This window comes from Bacillus sp. KICET-3 (assembly GCF_033261025.1).
Lineage (GTDB): Bacteria > Bacillota > Bacilli > Bacillales > Bacillaceae > Bacillus > Bacillus sonorensis.
The window spans coordinates 3,423,557-3,440,972 of record NZ_CP137345.1 but is presented as its reverse complement, the minus strand read 5'-3'; the positions used below and the strand labels follow the sequence as shown (position 1 = coordinate 3,440,972).

The following is a 17,416-nucleotide window of genomic DNA, read 5'->3' as shown; positions in this document are numbered from 1 at the left end:
AAATATGCTGCATACAATACTTTATCACTTAAAAGCGTTTGGGCAATAAAGAATTTTTTCGTGACATTTTAAGAAACATTGTTTATAATTAACCCTAAATCAATTGAACTCATTCTGATTTTAATAGGGTGAAGCCAAAAGAAAGGATGGATAACATGAGCAATACTGAACTTGATTTGCTGAGGCAGCAGGCAAACGAATTGAACTTGCAGATTTTAAAATTAATTAATGAGCGGGGCAGAATCGTTCAGGAGATTGGAAAAGCGAAGGAAGCGCAAGGAATCAACCGCTATGATCCTGTCAGAGAAAGAACGATGCTGAACAGCATTATTGAAAATAATGATGGTCCGTTTGAAGATTCTACCATTCAGCATATTTTCAAGGAAATTTTCAAAGCCGGGCTGGAGCTTCAGGAAGATGACCACAGCAAAGCCCTTCTCGTCTCCCGGAAGAAAAAGCCTGAAAATACGATTGTTGATCTGAAAGGTGAAAAAATCGGCGACGGTGAACAAAGATTTATTGTCGGTCCATGTGCTGTTGAAAGCTATGAACAAGTGGCCGAAGTCGCAGCTGCAGCTAAAAAACAAGGCTTGAAACTTCTTCGCGGCGGCGCATTTAAACCGCGTACAAGCCCTTATGATTTCCAGGGGCTCGGTGTTGAAGGCCTAAAGATTTTAAAGCGTGTAGCTGACGAATATGATCTGGCCGTCATCAGCGAAATCGTGAATCCGGCGCATATTGAAGAAGCGATCGATTACATTGATGTCATCCAAATCGGCGCCCGCAACATGCAAAACTTTGAGCTGCTGAAAGCGGCCGGCTCTGTGAAAAAGCCTGTTCTATTAAAACGCGGTCTTGCCGCTACGCTGAAAGAATTCATCAATGCTGCAGAATACATCATTTCCCAAGGAAATGATCAAATCATCCTTTGCGAGCGCGGAATTAGAACGTATGAAACGGCGACAAGAAACACGCTCGATATTTCGGCTGTGCCGATTCTTAAACAGGAAACACACCTTCCAGTATTCGTTGATGTCACCCATTCAACCGGACGTCGCGACCTGCTGCTTCCAACTGCAAAAGCAGCACTTGCGATCGGTGCTGACGGCGTAATGGCCGAAGTTCATCCAGATCCATCTGTTGCTCTTTCAGATTCTGCACAGCAAATGGATATTCCAACGTTTGAAAAATGGCTGAATGAACTGAAGCCGCTTGTACAAGTCAAAGCATAACCGCTTCATCCTTTTTTCGACCGCTTATCAGAGCGGTCTTTTTTGTGTACTGTAAAAATTGTCGGAAAAATGTCGTATTTTTATCAAAATCAGCTGTTTTTTCTCATTTAAATTAATTATAAAAATAAAGGGAACGTTTTCATATTAGGTAAAACCGTGTATAATTTCAAAGAGACCCCTTTTGTTTTGCATGATAATGAAAAATAATGTAAACTTGTGATCTGTTTATTTTACATAAAGTTTTACATTTTGACATGTCTCGACATGAAAATGTTTATGCTATAGAAAAAGAGTGTACCCAGTTGAAGGAGTGGTTAAAATGAGTAATGTTACAATATATGATGTAGCACGAGAAGCAAATGTAAGTATGGCGACAGTATCCAGAGTGGTAAACGGAAATCCGAACGTAAAGCCGACAACCCGAAAAAAGGTGCTTGAAGCCATCGAGCGTCTTGGCTATCGTCCCAATGCCGTGGCAAGGGGTCTTGCAAGTAAAAAAACGACAACTGTCGGCGTGATTATACCGGACATCTCCAGCATCTTTTATTCTGAGCTGGCAAGGGGAATCGAAGATATCGCCACAATGTACAAGTACAATATTATTTTGAGCAACTCTGATCAAAATATGGACAAAGAACTGCACCTGCTCAATACGATGCTTGGAAAGCAGGTCGACGGCATCGTGTTCATGAGCGGCCATGTAACGGAAGACCATGTTGAAGAATTCAAGCGTTCTCCGGTTCCGATCGTCCTTGCGGCATCTGTTGAAGAAAAAGGCGAAACGCCGTCAGTTGCGATTGATTATGAACAGGCGATTTATGATGCGGCAAGCATGCTGATAGAAAAGGGCCATAAGCGTTTAGCATTTGTATCAGGCCCGCTGCAAGAACCGATTAATAAAGTCAAAAAGCTTCAAGGTTTTAAAAGAGCCCTTCAAGATAAAGGTCTTGAATTCAAGGAAGAGTATGTTGCTGAAGGCGATTATACATATGATTCCGGCATGGAGGCGCTTGAGACGCTCATGAAGCTTGATGAAAAACCGACGGCTGTTATTTCTGCCACAGATGAGATGGCGCTTGGGATCATCCATGCGGCACAGGATAAGGGGCTTTCCATTCCGGAAGATCTTGAAGTGGTCGGATTTGATAATACACGTCTGTCGCTGATGGTCCGTCCACAGCTCACAACAGTTGTCCAGCCGACATACGATATCGGCGCCGTCGCGATGAGACTTTTAACAAAACTGATGAATAAGGAAGAGGTCGAAGAGCATATCGTACAGCTTCCGCACCGGATTGAACAAAGACAGTCTACGAAATCCTAAAAAAATAAAAATAAACAAGAAAGAAAGCAAGTTTTCACAGTTTTTTTCGTGAATGTCTTGCTTTCTTTTCCTTGAGCTGGAGAGAATGTAAAAAGATGAAACGTTTTGATTATCTTACACCAGTCGGATTGCTGTTGGGCATTTTCATTTTGGCGGCCGGCGTGATATCGGGAGCAGGCCTTTCCGGATTTTATTCATTTATTGATGTTACGTCTTTTCTGATCGTCACGGGCGGATTATGTGCAGCCGTCTTTATCAGCTTTTCTCCAAAGGATCTGAAAAGAGCGCCGGCAGTACTGAAGCAGGCGTTTATTTCAGAAGATGATGACATAAGGGACCTGGTCAAAACATTTGTCAACCTTTCCGAGCAGGCGAGGAAACAGGGGCTTTTATCATTGGACGCCAATATTCATGAAATGAAAGATCCATTTTTGAAAAAAGGTTTGCTGCTTGCCATAGACGGCTGGGACGAGGAAACGATCCGGAATGTCATGAACTCCGAAATTGCAGCGATGGAGGAAAGGCACAGAAAGGGAAGAAGGATTTTTGAAAAAGCGGGAGAGTTTGCACCTGCGTGGGGAATGATCGGGACTCTCGTCGGACTGGTCTTGATGCTCAAAAATTTGAACAAACCCGAGACCCTCGGCCCGAATATGGCCGTCGCCTTATTAACAACGCTTTATGGCTCTCTTTTATCAAACATGCTGTTTATTCCAATCGCCGCAAAGCTTGAAGAAAAGACGGAAGCCGAAATCTTTAAGAAGCAGGTAATGATCGAAGGGATCATCGGCATTCAATCAGGAAGAAATCCGCGAAATCTCGAAAGCGAACTCGTCGTATTCAGCTCCAAGGAGGAATGGAGACAAAAACAGGCGGAAAACATAAAGGGTAAAGCCCATGAAGCTTAGACGTGAGAGAAACAGGCGTGAACCCGGACGCAAATCGTCCGCTTGGATCATTACCTTTTCGGACTTGATTACGCTGATTCTCGTGTTCTTTATTTTGCTATTTTCGATGTCGCAAATCGATTTGCATAAATTTAAGGCTGCAGTCGGATCCTTTCAGGAAAGAGGAGATGAAAAGGCTGCCTTGGAACAAAAAGCAGATGGACAACATAAGAAAAAAACGAAACATAGTGAAGATGATTTATTAAAGAAAATCAACGACTATATCGAAAAAAATCAGCTGTCAAGCCTGATTACCGCCAAACGCGACGAGCGGGGCGTCGTTCTCGTCATGCAGGAAGCGGTTCTCTTTGATTCCGGAAAAGCGGATATCAAAGACCAGGCATACCCGCTCTTGCATAAAATCGCGGTTTTGCTAAAAACGGTCTCCAACCCGATCAGGGTCGAGGGGCATACAGACAGCCGGCCGATTTCAACATACCGTTTTCCGTCCAACTGGGAGCTTTCCGCGGCAAGGGCGAGCACTGTCATCGGCTATTTTACGGCAATAGAAAAACTCGATTCTTCACGCTTTCTTGCGGTCGGATATGCCGATACAAAACCGGTCAGAGATAATCGAACGGAAAGCCATATGAAGGAAAACCGGCGTGTCGAGATCGTAATCGGCAAATCGAATAAGACGGATTAAAGGCCTTGCGTCAAGCAAGGCTTTTGTTCATGCCAACCCGCGCTAGGTTGAACGGGAGGCTGAGCGGATCGGAAAAAGTGTTTTTGCAACAGTTTGCGCATTTTTTTCTGTAATTTCGGCTTTTCTCGGAATTGGGGCATACAGGCCGTCAGGATCGCCCCAAGCGGCTGAAAGGGGGACGGATGCTTGCTTTTCCCACCTTTTCAGCCATTTTTCAGGCATTTGGCCCTCGGCTTTAATTCCCTTCATTTCAAGCCAGATTCTCCCCCACGCCCGGGGGACGACCCTCCAAATATCATAGCCGCCTCCGCCGACGGCAATCCATCTGCCATCGCAATATTTGTGGGCGAGCTCATGGGCAAGCTTTGGAATCTCTTCATAGATTCTCATCGTCGTACACAAATGTGTGAGCGGATCATAGAAATGAGCATCGGCTCCGTTTTGCGTCAAAATGACGTCGGGCTTGAAAAATTCGGCTATTTCCGTTACCGCTGTGCGGTAGGAATCGATGAATGACTGATCTTCAGTGAACGCATCAAGCGGAATGTTAAAGGCATATCCATAGCCTTCCCCATGCCCTCTTTCCTGAACTTGCCCCGTTCCCGGGAAGAGATAGCGTCCTGTTTCATGGATCGAGACGGTGCAGACCGATGGATCATCATAAAAGGTGAATTGCACACCGTCTCCGTGATGGGCGTCTGTATCGATGTACAACACTCTGGCATGATAGTTTTTCTGCAAATAGCGGATAACGACTGAACTGTCGTTATATATGCAAAAACCTGAAGCTCTCCCTCTGAATCCGTGGTGAAGCCCGCCTCCGAGATTGAGGGCGTGTTTTGCCATGCCTGTCATGACATAGTCGGCAGCCGTCAATGTCCCGCCCACCAAAAGGGAAGCTGCTTCATGCATACCGGCGAATACGGGCGTATCCTCTGTACCGAGCCCGTAGCCCTCGCCGTCAGCCGCCGGCAGTTTTCCCGCTCCGGCCAGCTTGACGGCCTTGATATAATCGCTTGTATGAACAAGGCTGAGTTCAGACTCCGACGCCATCCGCGGAGCGATGATCTCTCCCTTTGCGAACGCGTTCATTGTGTTGAGAAGATCGTATGTGACATAGACTCTCAGCTGGTTAAATGGATGATCTTGATGAAATTGATAGGTTTGATATGAGGGAGTAAATATAAAAACGCAGTCTTTCATAGCGAATCCCTTTGTTCTGCGGGCCAAAGGACTTGATACCCTTTTGATTTGACGTCTTTCATGCTTGATTCGGGATTCATCGTCTGTACGCGAAACACGAGAATTTTGGAGTTTTCCTCTTCGCCTGGATAAACGAGCACGCTTAATATGCTGATTTGACGCCTGCTGAAAATCAAGCTGATGTCAGCGAGGCTTTTGGCGATATTATCTGTTTTGATTTCGATTTGCGAACCCGGAAAATGGGCGCCTGTCAGCTGAACAAATGTATGAAGCAAATCCGACTTGGTCACGATGCCGACGAGCTTACCGTTTTTTACGATCGGGAGGCAGCCGATCTCGTGTTCGAAAAATACGGCTGAGATCTCCTCGGCAAAATCGAGCGGATGCCCTGTTACTACATCTGTTGACATGATCAGCTCAACCGGTTTTTGCAAATCGTCGGCCGAGCTGTTTTGAGAAAATATACTCGGGCTTGCCGTTTTGACATCCCGATCCGTCACGACGCCGACGACAGTCCCCCGTTCATTGACGACGGGGAGGTGTTTAATGTGAAACGTCCTCATTCGTCTGATCGCTTCTTCGATCGTATCTGTTCTTGAAAGCGTCACAACATCCCTTTTCATGATTTTTTCGACAATCATTTTCAGATCCCCTTTGCTCCCTTAATACATAAAGCGGTTGTGGAATCGGAGGCGGTCAAAGCGCTCGATCGATTCCCGGCTGACCTCCTTTCCGATTCGGGCCATTAAACAGTTGGCGGGATGAGAACTGATTTCCGGATCATCCGTGGCAAACCAGACAAGCCCTCCGGCATTCATCATCTTCTCCATCATCTTTCTGTATTCCCAGACATCTTTGTTTGTCCCCTTTAAATCCCAATGCCAGTAATATTCAGTCGTAATGACAATGTATTTTTCCATTTGTTTATCCATCATGCTGACCTCTAAAAGCGTCTTTCCGACGGAGTGGCCTCTGAACTTTGGAATCACCTCGATGGCGCCGAGTTCAATTAAATTTTCCATGTTTCCTTCAGACCATCTTTCGAGCGGATCGGGATAAACATAGGTGACATAGCCGACAATGGTATGATGGAAACGAGCGATGATAATTCGTCCTTCGGGAAGCCCTGCGATTTCGATTAATGCTTCATGCTGTTTTTGAGATGGGCGAAAGGCTGTAAGCTCGGCATGAAATTCATAGTCTGCCAGCTTATCGGGGCTGATAGGGCCCTCTACCAGCAAGGTGCCTTCCCCTGTGTGCAATTCTTTGGCATGATAGGTTTTGTGATGCTCCACGTATCCACCGCCTCATCTTAGTTGAAGTCTTTTATACATAACATACCAAAATATTAAGCGTTTTCAAAGGAAAGAATAATATTTTTTAAAAATTGAGAAAATAAAAAATCTATACTATAATATATTTTGACGATCGAACAAAGGGGGATGGGCATGGAATTGAAAGCGTTACCAGCTGTAAAGGGAAATTATAATCTTAATGACTATGATGAAGCATACCGGACTTTTGACTGGAAAGATGCTGAAAAAAACTTTTCATGGTACAAAACGGGAAAAGTGAATGCGGCTTATGAAGCCATTGACCGCCATGCTGAATCAAGCTTGAAAAACAAAGTCGCTTTTTATTACAAAGATCCGGTCCGCGAAGAAAAGTACACCTTCAGAGAAATGAAAAATGAAACAAATAAAGCCGGGAATGTCTTGAAGCAGCATGCCGATGTAAAAAAGGGAGACCGTGTGTTTGTGTTTATGCCAAGATCGCCCGAGCTTTATTTTGTGATTCTCGGCGCTGTCAAACTTGGAGCCATTGTCGGACCTTTGTTTGAAGCGTTTATGGAGGGAGCGGTGAAAGACCGGCTGCTGAACAGCCAGGCCAAGGTGGTTGTCACCACGCCTGAACTGCTGAACCGCATCCCGGTGAATGAGCTTCCGGATCTGAAATCGATTGTGGTCGTTGGAGAAGGGGTAAAGGAAGAAGGGCTTATTCTAGATTACTTTTCAAAAGTTGGAGAGGCGGACACCCATCTTGACATTGAATGGGTCGATCATGAAGACGGGATGCTTCTTCACTATACATCAGGCTCTACCGGCACACCAAAAGGGGTTCTCCACGTCCATCGGGCGATGCTTCAGCACTACCAGACGGCAAAGTGGGTTCTTGATCTGCGCGATGATGATATTTATTGGTGTACAGCTGATCCCGGGTGGGTGACCGGAACCATCTACGGCATCTTTGGTCCGTGGCTGAACGGGGCAACGAATGTCGTCATCGGCGGCAGATTCAGCCCCGAGTCATGGTACGAGACGATTGAACGATTGGAAGTCACCGTATGGTACAGCGCCCCGACAGCCTTCCGGATGCTGATGGGGGCCGGTGACGAGCTTGTAAACAAATATAATTTGAGCTCGCTGAGACACGTTCTGAGCGTCGGGGAACCTTTAAATCCTGAAGTCATCAGATGGGGACATAAAGTCTTTCATAACCGGATCCATGACACATGGTGGATGACGGAAACAGGCGCACAGCTGATTTGCAACTATCCTTGCATGGAAATCAAACCGGGTTCGATGGGCAAGCCGTTTCCCGGAATCGAGGCTGCGATCGTCGACAATCAGGGAAATGAGCTGCCGCCGTACAGAATGGGCAATCTCGCCATCAAAAAAGGCTGGCCGTCCATGATGCGCTCGATCTGGAATAATCCCGAAAAATACAGCTCATATTTTATGCCGGGAGATTGGTATGTATCCGGAGATTCTGCATATATGGATGAGGACGGATATTTCTGGTTCCAGGGACGCATCGATGATGTCATCATGACATCGGGCGAGCGCGTCGGCCCGTTTGAAGTGGAAAGCAAGCTTCTCGAGCACCAGGCTGTGGCCGAGGCCGGAGTCATCGGCAAACCCGATCCCGTCCGGGGAGAAATTATCAAAGCATTCATCGCCCTTCGGGAGGGATATGAACCGTCGGATTCCTTAAAAGAGGACATCAGGCAGTTCGTGAAGAAAGGATTGGCCGCACATGCCGCTCCAAGAGAAATCGAATTTAAAGATAAACTGCCAAAGACGAGAAGCGGAAAAATCATGAGGCGCGTCCTGAAAGCATGGGAGCTGAACCTTCCGGCCGGTGATCTGTCGACGATGGAGGACTGACACCTCATTGACAATACAAAAATATTATGTTAAAAAAGATTTAGTCAAATAATTAAAAGGTGAAGACTGAGACCAGTAGAACGCATCCGTCCCTGTCGCAGAGAGCTGATGGCCGGTGAAAATCAGCACATATGGATGGTTTGAATTACACTCACGAACCGCTTTTGCGAAAAAGCGCACGGCTTGACTAGCAGAAGAACGGATGATTTCCGTTATCAACACGAGTGAAAAGGGCGCCCCGTGCGTTCTTTTAAGCAGGGTGGTACCGCGATATTCATCGTCCCTTCGTTTCAACGAAGGGGCGTTTTTTATTTTATTGAAAAAGGAGCCAATGACGATGACACACTTACTTGATGATTTGTCCTTCCGGGGATTGATTCAGCAGCAGACGGATGAGGAAGGATTAAGAGAACTCCTTGATCAGGAGAAAATCAGCCTATACTCAGGATTTGACCCGACTGCTGACAGCCTTCATATCGGACATTTACTGCCGATCTTAATGCTTCGCCGTTTTCAGCTGGCCGGGCATCGCCCGATCGCGCTCGTAGGCGGCGCGACAGGCCTGATTGGCGATCCAAGCGGGAAAAAAGCCGAGCGGACGCTGAACAATGAAGAGATTGTCCGTGAATGGTCGCAGAAAATCAAAAACCAGCTTTCCCGTTTTCTCGATTTTGAAGCAGACGAGAACCCGGCGATCATGGCGAACAACTACGACTGGATCGGGCAAATGAATGTGATCGATTTCTTAAGGGATGTCGGCAAAAACTTCGGAATCAACTACATGCTTGCCAAAGATACGGTAAGCTCCAGAATTGAAACGGGCATATCCTACACAGAATTCAGCTACATGATCCTGCAGTCTCTCGATTTCTTGAATTTGTACAGAAATCAGGAATGCAAGCTGCAGATCGGCGGCAGCGACCAGTGGGGCAATATTACATCCGGCCTTGAGCTGATCCGCAAATCTGAAGAAAACGCAAAGGCGTTCGGTTTGACTATTCCGCTCGTCACAAAAGCGGACGGCACGAAATTCGGAAAAACAGAAGGCGGCGCGATCTGGCTTGATAAAGAGAAAACGTCGGCTTACGAGTTCTACCAATTCTGGATCAACACAGATGACAGAGATGTCGTGAAATACTTAAAATACTTCACGTTCTTATCCAAGGAAGAAATTGAAGAACTGGCTGAAAAAACAGAGACTGCTCCGGAAAAACGCGAGGCGCAAAAACGTCTTGCCGAAGAAGTAACGGTCCTTGTTCATGGCCGTGAAGCGTTTGAGCAGGCTGTCAACATCTCAAAAGCGCTCTTCAGCGGAGATATTCAAGAATTGACAGCCGAGGAAGTCAAGGTCGGCTTTAAAGGGGTTCCTTCTTTGGAGCTCGAGCAAACGGATGAGCTGCCGCTCGTCGATGTTCTCGTCCAATCAAAGCTGTCGCCATCAAAACGCCAGGCGCGCGAAGACATCACAAATGGCGCAGTCTACATCAACGGTGAACGACGCACTGACGTAGGCGCAGTGCTCAGCCGCGAAGACCGCATCGAAGGCCAATTTACCGTCATTCGCCGCGGGAAAAAGAAATACTTCCTGCTGACTTACAAGTAAGCTGTCAAACCCTTGCCAAACGGCAAGGGTTTTTTGCATTCAAACGTTTTACGCATGTTCATTCGGGAAATGTCAAAAATACAATTGTAAAGAGCTTTTGATTCTCAAAGCGAGGGAGGCATTCAGAATGAACTTGTTTATTTCAGCGAGAGAGAAGTTTATGGAGGATTATCAAAAGCAGGTTGAGAAGGAAGAGGAAGAACGAGATGTGGGAGCGGACAATCAGTTGAATCAGGCAGAGGATACTAAACGGTTGAAATAAATGGACAATTGGTGTGGCAAGTTCCACTTCTGCTCAAACTGATAACGCTTCTTATAAAATTGCAGAGAGGTTAGCATCATAATAAACATAAACAAGACTTTTTAATGAAGATATGTGACAGAATGGAAAGGGGCTCAATGAGCCTCTTTTTGTTAAATGGACAATCATTCTATTCCTTCCCGAGAACCAAATCTCAAAAGTGGAATGCGTCTGTCAACTTAGAACTCCCCACTTGATGAAGAAGAATACAAAAAAACGACAAAGCAGGGAACAAACAAAAAACCCTGAAATCAAAGATTTCAGGGTTTTTAAAACAAAGCCGTCATTAACGAGAGTAGAACTCAACGATAAGCGCTTCGTTAATCTCAGCAGGAAGTTCAGAACGCTCTGGAAGGCGAGTGAACGTACCTTCAAGCTTTTCAGCATCAAAAGTCAGGTATTCAGGAACGAAGTTGCTCACTTCAACCGCTTCTTTGACGATCGCAAGGTTTTGAGATTTTTCGCGAAGCGAGATCGTTTGGCCAGGTTTTACTTGGTAAGACGGGATGTCAACGCGGCTTCCGTCAACAAGAATGTGACCGTGGTTTACCAATTGGCGTGCTTGGCGGCGAGTGCGCGCTAGGCCAAGGCGGTAAACGACATTGTCAAGACGTGATTCAAGAAGAATCATGAAGTTTTCACCGTGTTTACCAGTCATTTTCGCAGCTCTGTCAAAAAGATTGCGGAATTGGCGCTCGTTCACACCGTACATATGGCGAAGCTTTTGCTTTTCTTGCAATTGCAAACCATATTCTGATAGTTTTTTGCGTTGTCCCGGACCGTGAGGACCTGGTGCGTAAGGACGTTTTTCTAATTCTTTACCCGTACCGCTTAAAGAGATTCCCAAACGGCGGGATATTTTCCAGCTTGGACCTGTATAGCGAGCCATAATGTGACTCCTCCTTTGGTTTTATTTTGTGAAAATAAAACCCATCTGTTCAATTCAGCCATGTCCATTTTGTTTTCATGTATCCTCGCTCCAGCAGCAAAGAGTTACACGATACACCTTACTTCTGCGTAAGGAACAAAATGAAACACAGATGTAGAACAAAAAGGCTGCAATATTTCACACAAAGATGATTATATAATGTCCGAGAATCAAAGTCAACCATCGATTGACAGCGTCAAAAGTTTCATGCTGTCAACAAGGATAAAGTCCTGGTTTTGTGATATAATCAGGAAAATCAAATTAGATATTTATGGATATTTTTGGGTGATAATCATGAATAAACAAACAAAAGACCTATATCTGTCTTTTCAACAGGAGATGCTGCAGTTTTTATCGGAAAAACGGGGCGTCTCATACAGCGAATCGGTCGCCTGGCTTAAAGCGGCGGCAGAATCATTTTTTTCATTTATATCTTTAACTTTGCGCGCTTTCTCCGGCCCGGACGCTTTGAAAGGACAGAGCGGCTCCTTGAAAGAAACCAATGAACATTATATCGTGCTGACAATTGAAGAAAACAAATATATTGAACTGTCGTGTCATAAGAATCACAAAATACCTGATGGTCTGGCTGAGTCTGTCCGCCTGTTTTTAAAAAACTGTTTGCAGGCTGAAGCGTCTTATGGTGAGATGGACCGCCAAAGAAAGCTTTATGAACAGACAGCGTTATTTCATGAGCTGATGGATCAGGAACACGTGCTGAAGACGATGCTTGAAAGCTTAAGAGCCGTGTTTCCTTCCTTAACGTACTGCCTTTTCTTGTCTTATGACCAAGATCAGTATCTACAACTGCCCGCAAAAGAAATCGATGTCGATGATGAATCGGCCGATTCTTTCGCGCTGGAGGCCTACCTGACCGGGCAGGTTAAGCTGCAAAACGGCTCTGCCGTATATTTTCCGCTTCAAGGCCGCCAAGGCACGTACGGCATTTTGAAGGCCGCGGGTCTGCATGCGGCCGAAACCGCCGCTGATATTAGCGTGATCTCGAATGCGGCAGGAATCGCTTTTGAAAATGCGCGGCTTTATGAGCAGGCGAAAAATATGATCTCCAATCTTGAGCTGATCAACGAGACGTCACATCAGCTAAACCGGACAAAGCAGCTTCCGGATATGATGAAATGCTTGTCTGAAAGGCTGATCGACTCTTTTGGAGCAGAAGAGGTGGGCTTTTTTTATCACGATCATTTAGAGGAGCAGCATTTGCTGCCGGGGAGCACCGGTTTTTTTCAAACGGATGCGGCTGATCCGTATATCCGCTATGTCAAAGAGAAATTTTCCGAAGAAAGCGGCGTATTTGTCGGCAACGGTTCTTCTCTGTTCGGCCGCGAAGGCTATGCTTCTTTAATGGGGGTTCCGATGATTGAAAACAATGAAAGCAAGGGATTTGTGATCGCCCTGAAAAAAAATGCCTGTTCCTTTACATTCGAAATGTTCAAGCTGTTTCAGACGCTTATCAGGCATTCCACTCTGGCCATCACAAATTCGATGCTGCGCGACCGCCTAAAGCATTTGGTTCAGACGGACCGGCTGACAGAGCTGTATTCGAGAAGCTACCTAGATGAAAAGATTCAATACAGCATGGAGGTGGATCAGGAAGGGGTGCTGCTTTTAATCGATATTGACAATTTTAAACAGATCAACGATACGTACGGACACCAGACAGGTGATGCCATTCTCATTCAGGTTGCCCGCGTGATCCAGCAGAACATCTGCGAACAGGATGTAGGAGCAAGATGGGGCGGGGAGGAGCTGGCGGTGTACGTTCCGAAAATCGATATGTCGGCCGGAGAAAAGCTGGCTGACCGCCTGATTGAACTTGTCAGGGAAAACACGGAGCCGAAGGTGACGATTTCCTGCGGAATATCACACTGGTCGGCGGACTTCCCAAAATCCCTGACATCTCTTGTCAAGCATGCGGATATCGCCTTGTATGAAGCAAAACGAAACGGAAAAAACAAGCTGATGATTTTTGATCCCCATTTATAGCTGCAAAAAAAGAGCCGGAATTACCGGCTCTTTTTGCTGATGCGCTCTCCAAGTTTTTCGGTGAATGTTTTCAAATAACGCTCATCTACTTCATCAAAACGGTTTTTAATCGGGCTGTCGATATCGAGGACACCGATCACTTCACCGTCCGCTTTAAGCGGAATCACGATTTCAGATTGCGAAGCCGCGTCACAGGCGATATGCCCGGGGAATTTCTGAACATCCTCTACACGTTCGACTTTGGCATTCGCATATGCCGTACCACAGACGCCTTTTCCAAATGGAATGCGCACACAGGCAGGAAGCCCTTGAAACGGTCCTAACACAAGCTCGCCGTCTTTCGCGAAGTAAAAACCGGCCCAGTTGACATCTTCGAGTGAATGGTACAGCAGGGCGGAGGCATTTGCCAAATTCGCAATCATATCAGGCTCGCCCTCTGTCAATGCATCTATTTGCTTGAGCAGAAGCTCGTATTTTTTTTCTTTGCTGCCTTCTGTTTTTTCGACATGAAACATGTTATTTCCCTCGCTTTTTCTTTGAAATGGCAAAATCACGCTTGGTGTGATGTGATTTGTCGAGCACTTTTTACAGGACACATCCGCTTTTCGTGGAATTGTTTTTAGTAAGAAGGGGTGAGCTAGATGGGATCTAACTCTTTTTTAACCACAAAGGACAGAATTATTGAATCTGCTGTCGAGCTGTTCAATCAAAAAGGGTTTTCAGGAACGTCCGTCCGTGAAATTGCCAAAACCGCTAATGTCAATGTGGCCCACATCTCCTATTACTTTAACGGAAAAGGCGGATTAATGGAACATTTGGTATCCCGTTTTTATGAAGGGTATTTGCGGATCCTTGAAAAGGGGTACGAACGCCTTCGCGACACAACTGCAAAAGACTGCCTTCTTCAATTGATTTTTGATATTCTATCGTATCAGCATGAACATCGTCAATTAACTCGGTTCGTCTATCGGGAGGTTACGATTGATTCGACGCTGATTCGCGAGGTCATGTCGACATACTTAACAAAAGAAAAGTACATTCTCCATCTGATCATTGAAAAAGGAAAAGAGGATGGGGAATTTTCGCATTTTCCCCTGTCACATTTTATGATCCAGCTGAAATCTCTTTTGACAATGCCTTATTTGCAGCCGCAATATATTTCTGAGGTGCTGTATTTGCAGCCGCACGAACCTTACTTTTACCGGGCGTATTATCAAGAGGTCAAAACATGGATCACCAGCTTGTTTGACAGGAAGGCTAAACAGATTGCCGCTGTTTAGCAAATCGTTCGTTCATAATGTTCATAACCAAATCCGGCATCCTTAGCTTGATGGGCATCAGATCCATAAACAAGCGGGATGTTTTTTTGTTTTGCTTCTTCAATCATCCATTCCTCCAAATAAATGGCACCGGCATAAGGTTTGCGGAGGCCGGATGTATTAAAATCGAGCTCAAGCCCGCGCTCTGCGGCTTCCGTCAGGCAGGAGGAAGCCAGCCGGCGAACCTCGCCGGACATCGTATATGGAAAAAGTTTGACGAATTTTTTCACCAATGTGATATGACCGATTCGTTTTGGCTTCCATGCGCCCAGCGATGATACAATAGAAGAAAAGATTTCCTGATAATAGGCCAGATACACTTGCTCGATCGTTCCGTAGTGCCTGATCAGTTTTTGAAATGCGTCTTCATCATAATCAAGACAGATATGCGATGAGCCGGCCGGCAAAAAATGAACCGACAGGATGCCGTCATCAAGACCGGGGCCGTATTGATCAAGGAACGCTTCGATTTCACGCTCAAAGGCCCGGATGTAATCGACTTCAAGTCCGATGCGAATCTCAATCTGCCTTTTGTATTCTTGTTTCAGCTGTGTAAGGCGTTCCATATAGCGCTCCAATGCTGCCATCGGCATGGCGCTGTCCTGCTGCGGCGTCGGATCGGTGAAAGAAGGCGGCAACGGGGCATGCTCCGTAAAGGTAACAGATTCAAAGCCTTTTTTGCATAATTCTTCTATATATTGTCTGAATTCATCCTTTGTTCCGTGAGGGCAAAAAGGAGAATGAACATGAGCATCGCGTTTCAGCATGATGTCACCCCGTAAAAAAGTCAGATGTTGTCACTTTGATGTAAAAAAATTAAAAATTCTGCTCAAAAAATGTTGGTTACATGGTATCATAAGAACAATGAAAACGATAGCTAAACATTTAGTTTTACATAATATTTTAAATATCATAACCCTGACAGAACAAGATAAACAGCAAGGGGGCTCATTATGGAGTTTGTCATCGGCTTATTAGCGTTATTTTTAATCTTATTCGCTACAGGCTACTTATTCAGGAGAAATATATATAAAGAAATCGACCGATTAGAGGCGTGGAAAATCGAAATCCTGAATCGTTCGATTGTGGAGGAAATGTCAAAAATCAAGCATTTGAAAATGACGGGACAGACCGAGGAGTTCTTCGAAAGATGGCGAAGAGAATGGGATGAAATCGTCACTTCACACATGCCGAAGGTTGAAGAGCTTTTATTTGAAGCGGAGGACTGCGCGGATAAATACCGCTTTCAAAAATCAAAGCAGGTGCTCGCCCATATTGAGAATCTTCTATCAGCGGCCGAGTCCAACATCGAAGACATTTTAAAGGAAATCGCCGACCTCGTCTCAAGCGAAGAACAAAACCGCAAGGATATTGAAGACGTGAAAGAACGGTATACAAAAGTACGCAAAAATCTGTTGGCTTACAGCCACCTGTACGGTGACCTCTATCCGAAAATAGAAGCCGATCTAGATACGGTGTGGGAAGGGATCAAACGATTCGAAGCCGAAACTGAAGGCGGAAACTACATAGAAGCAAGAAAGGTGCTGCTTGCACAGGACCGCTTGCTTGAAGAGCTTCAATCCCACATAGACGATGTACCCAAGCTGCTTGCCAGCTGCAAGCAGACGGTGCCGCACGAGCTCGCAAAACTGAGGGCGGGCTATCAGGAAATGATCGATAAAGGCTATAAGCTTGATCATATACAGATTGAAAAAGAGCTTGAAAACCTGATGAAAGAACTGAACCGCGCCGAAGCCGCGCTGATGGCCGACCTCAATCTGGAAGAAGCATCAGCGATCGTGCAAATGATTGATGACACGATCCAGACATTATACAGCGACCTGGAGAAAGAGGTCGAAGCAGGCCAGCTCGTTTTAAGCAAAATGCCTGAGCTCGCTGTCACGCTTGAAAAACTTGAAAAACGCAAGCTGGAGACAAAAACCGAAACAGAGCTCGTGAAAGAAAGCTACAGGCTGACGGCGGGTGAACTGGAAAAACAGCAGTCATATGAAAAGCGCCTTGAGGGCATCCATAAACAGTTTGAACAGGTGAAGGAAAGGTTAGATCAGAAGCATGTCGCCTATTCTCTCCTGAAGGAAGAGCTTTTGGACATAGAAAAACAGATTGAAGCGGCCCAAAAAGAGCACGATGAATACAGGGATATGCTGCAGCTGTTGAGAAAGGAAGAGCTTCAGGCAAGAGAGCTTCTGGAGCAGCTGAAGCGCACTGTCAAAGATACGGCGAGACGTCTGGAAAAAAGCAATGTTCCGGGCATTCCCGAGTCATTAACAGAACAGATTCAGCAATCGCGTTCCATCGTTCAAAAAGTGAATGAGCAGCTTGATGTGCTGCCGCTGAACATGGATGCGGTCAATGAACGTCTGCAGGAAGCGGAAAAGCTTGTCACAGATGTGAAAGAACAGACGGATGGTCTTGTGGAAAAAGTGTTGATGATCGAACGCATCATTCAGTACGGCAACCGTTTCAGAAGCCAGAACCATTTGCTTTCCGAGCAGTTGAAAGAAGCGGAAAAACGGTTCTATTCATATGATTATGATGAGGCGTATGACATTGCGGCCAGCGCGGTGGAAAAAGCGTCTCCGGGTTCGGTAAAACGGCTGGAATCACAGCAGGAACAGCCTGAGTAAACAAAGCCGGCATCGTTTAGGAGATGCCGGTTTTTTGTCCTATATGTCGCTGCGGCCAGCGTCTCTATTGAAAAACCCCTCCGCTTTATGAAAC

The 17,416-nt window shown here is 45.8% G+C and carries 16 protein-coding genes and 1 other annotated feature; of the genes, 10 read left to right on the top strand and 6 right to left on the bottom strand.

From position 1 onward, the window contains the following. Positions 1–155: 155 nt before the first annotated feature. The 4 genes from R5H20_RS17520 to motS all read left to right on the top strand — a co-directional run bounded on the left by R5H20_RS17520 (position 156) and on the right by motS (position 4,149). Positions 156–1,232: a bifunctional 3-deoxy-7-phosphoheptulonate synthase/chorismate mutase gene (locus R5H20_RS17520; protein WP_006638025.1), complete on the top strand. Its 1,077-nt coding sequence runs from the start codon at positions 156–158 to the stop codon at positions 1,230–1,232. 319 nt (positions 1,233–1,551) lie between these two features. Continuing rightward, on the top strand, positions 1,552–2,556 hold the full coding sequence (gene ccpA, locus R5H20_RS17515; RefSeq protein WP_006638024.1) for a catabolite control protein A: 1,005 nt from the start codon (positions 1,552–1,554) through the stop codon (positions 2,554–2,556). Between the two features lie 95 nt (positions 2,557–2,651). Beyond that, entirely contained in the window at positions 2,652–3,464 is an 813-nt protein-coding gene (gene motP, locus R5H20_RS17510; RefSeq protein ID WP_006638023.1) for a flagellar motor protein MotP, read from the top strand. Next, positions 3,454–4,149: a flagellar motor protein MotS gene (gene motS, locus R5H20_RS17505; RefSeq protein WP_006638022.1), complete on the top strand. Its 696-nt coding sequence runs from the start codon at positions 3,454–3,456 to the stop codon at positions 4,147–4,149. The genes motP and motS overlap by 11 nt, the downstream gene beginning before the upstream one ends. 42 nt (positions 4,150–4,191) lie before the next feature. Here motS and R5H20_RS17500 read toward each other — a convergent pair whose 3' ends face one another. The 3 genes from R5H20_RS17500 to R5H20_RS17490 are packed head-to-tail and all read right to left on the bottom strand — an operon-like array spanning position 4,192 to position 6,647. Beyond that, positions 4,192–5,352 carry an acetoin utilization protein AcuC gene (locus tag R5H20_RS17500; protein ID WP_006638021.1) on the bottom strand — a complete coding sequence of 387 codons (1,161 nt, stop codon included), beginning with the start codon at positions 5,350–5,352 and terminating at the stop codon, positions 4,192–4,194. Continuing rightward, complete coding sequence (locus R5H20_RS17495; RefSeq protein ID WP_006638020.1) at positions 5,349–5,993, bottom strand: acetoin utilization AcuB family protein; 645 nt, start codon at positions 5,991–5,993, stop codon at positions 5,349–5,351. The genes R5H20_RS17500 and R5H20_RS17495 overlap by 4 nt, the downstream gene beginning before the upstream one ends. A 21-nt stretch (positions 5,994–6,014) precedes the next feature. After that, complete coding sequence (locus R5H20_RS17490; RefSeq protein ID WP_006638019.1) at positions 6,015–6,647, bottom strand: GNAT family N-acetyltransferase; 633 nt, start codon at positions 6,645–6,647, stop codon at positions 6,015–6,017. Between the two features lie 153 nt (positions 6,648–6,800). Here R5H20_RS17490 and acsA point away from each other — a divergent pair, with 153 nt between their 5' ends. The 3 genes from acsA (at position 6,801) to R5H20_RS17475 (ending at position 10,384) form a co-directional block, all read left to right on the top strand. Next, on the top strand, positions 6,801–8,519 hold the full coding sequence (acsA, locus tag R5H20_RS17485) for an acetate--CoA ligase (protein WP_006638018.1): 1,719 nt from the start codon (positions 6,801–6,803) through the stop codon (positions 8,517–8,519). Positions 8,520–8,572: 53 nt separating this feature from the next. Next, positions 8,573–8,807 (top strand) — a binding site (T-box leader). 49 nt (positions 8,808–8,856) lie between these two features. Beyond that, on the top strand, positions 8,857–10,122 hold the full coding sequence (tyrS, locus tag R5H20_RS17480; RefSeq protein WP_006638017.1) for a tyrosine--tRNA ligase: 1,266 nt from the start codon (positions 8,857–8,859) through the stop codon (positions 10,120–10,122). Between the two features lie 127 nt (positions 10,123–10,249). Continuing rightward, complete coding sequence (locus R5H20_RS17475; RefSeq protein WP_006638016.1) at positions 10,250–10,384, top strand: hypothetical protein; 135 nt, start codon at positions 10,250–10,252, stop codon at positions 10,382–10,384. 325 nt (positions 10,385–10,709) lie between these two features. On the opposite strand, the gene rpsD is transcribed toward R5H20_RS17475, so the two are convergent. Then, on the bottom strand, positions 10,710–11,312 hold the full coding sequence (rpsD, locus tag R5H20_RS17470; RefSeq protein WP_006638015.1) for a 30S ribosomal protein S4: 603 nt from the start codon (positions 11,310–11,312) through the stop codon (positions 10,710–10,712). Between the two features lie 333 nt (positions 11,313–11,645). Here rpsD and R5H20_RS17465 point away from each other — a divergent pair, with 333 nt between their 5' ends. Then, entirely contained in the window at positions 11,646–13,355 is a 1,710-nt protein-coding gene (locus tag R5H20_RS17465) for a sensor domain-containing diguanylate cyclase (protein ID WP_040348250.1), read from the top strand. Positions 13,356–13,375: 20 nt separating this feature from the next. Here the strand turns inward: R5H20_RS17465 and R5H20_RS17460 are convergent, their stop codons facing one another. Next, the gene (locus R5H20_RS17460; protein ID WP_006638013.1) at positions 13,376–13,870 is read right to left on the bottom strand and encodes a GAF domain-containing protein; all 495 of its coding nucleotides are present in this window, start codon (positions 13,868–13,870) and stop codon (positions 13,376–13,378) included. Positions 13,871–13,996: 126 nt separating this feature from the next. On the opposite strand from R5H20_RS17460, the gene refZ reads away from it, so the two are divergent. After that, positions 13,997–14,635 carry a forespore capture DNA-binding protein RefZ gene (gene refZ / locus R5H20_RS17455; protein WP_006638012.1) on the top strand — a complete coding sequence of 213 codons (639 nt, stop codon included), beginning with the start codon at positions 13,997–13,999 and terminating at the stop codon, positions 14,633–14,635. On the opposite strand, the gene hisJ is transcribed toward refZ, so the two are convergent. After that, positions 14,632–15,441 carry a histidinol-phosphatase HisJ gene (gene hisJ, locus R5H20_RS17450; protein ID WP_006638011.1) on the bottom strand — a complete coding sequence of 270 codons (810 nt, stop codon included), beginning with the start codon at positions 15,439–15,441 and terminating at the stop codon, positions 14,632–14,634. The genes refZ and hisJ overlap by 4 nt on opposite strands. 186 nt (positions 15,442–15,627) lie before the next feature. Between hisJ and ezrA the strand changes: the two genes are divergently transcribed. Continuing rightward, a complete protein-coding gene (gene ezrA, locus R5H20_RS17445; protein WP_006638010.1) occupies positions 15,628–17,322 on the top strand; it encodes a septation ring formation regulator EzrA in 1,695 nt (564 codons plus the stop codon). Positions 17,323–17,416 lie beyond the last annotated feature (94 nt).

Bases quoted from the DNA above. Each gene is read 5' to 3' on its own strand.
- motS (WP_006638022.1), top strand. From the start codon at position 3,454: ATGAAGCTTAGACGTGAGAGAAACAGGCGTGAACCCGGACGCAAATCG.
- R5H20_RS17500 (WP_006638021.1), bottom strand. From the start codon at position 5,352: ATGAAAGACTGCGTTTTTATATTTACTCCCTCATATCAAACCTATCAA.
- R5H20_RS17465 (WP_040348250.1), top strand. From the start codon at position 11,646: ATGAATAAACAAACAAAAGACCTATATCTGTCTTTTCAACAGGAGATG.
- tyrS (WP_006638017.1), top strand. From the start codon at position 8,857: ATGACACACTTACTTGATGATTTGTCCTTCCGGGGATTGATTCAGCAG.
- motP (WP_006638023.1), top strand. From the start codon at position 2,652: ATGAAACGTTTTGATTATCTTACACCAGTCGGATTGCTGTTGGGCATT.
- ezrA (WP_006638010.1), top strand. From the start codon at position 15,628: ATGGAGTTTGTCATCGGCTTATTAGCGTTATTTTTAATCTTATTCGCT.
- refZ (WP_006638012.1), top strand. From the start codon at position 13,997: ATGGGATCTAACTCTTTTTTAACCACAAAGGACAGAATTATTGAATCT.
- hisJ (WP_006638011.1), bottom strand. From the start codon at position 15,441: ATGCTGAAACGCGATGCTCATGTTCATTCTCCTTTTTGCCCTCACGGA.
- ccpA (WP_006638024.1), top strand. From the start codon at position 1,552: ATGAGTAATGTTACAATATATGATGTAGCACGAGAAGCAAATGTAAGT.
- R5H20_RS17475 (WP_006638016.1), top strand. From the start codon at position 10,250: ATGAACTTGTTTATTTCAGCGAGAGAGAAGTTTATGGAGGATTATCAA.
- acsA (WP_006638018.1), top strand. From the start codon at position 6,801: ATGGAATTGAAAGCGTTACCAGCTGTAAAGGGAAATTATAATCTTAAT.
- rpsD (WP_006638015.1), bottom strand. From the start codon at position 11,312: ATGGCTCGCTATACAGGTCCAAGCTGGAAAATATCCCGCCGTTTGGGA.
- R5H20_RS17460 (WP_006638013.1), bottom strand. From the start codon at position 13,870: ATGTTTCATGTCGAAAAAACAGAAGGCAGCAAAGAAAAAAAATACGAG.
- R5H20_RS17520 (WP_006638025.1), top strand. From the start codon at position 156: ATGAGCAATACTGAACTTGATTTGCTGAGGCAGCAGGCAAACGAATTG.
- R5H20_RS17495 (WP_006638020.1), bottom strand. From the start codon at position 5,993: ATGATTGTCGAAAAAATCATGAAAAGGGATGTTGTGACGCTTTCAAGA.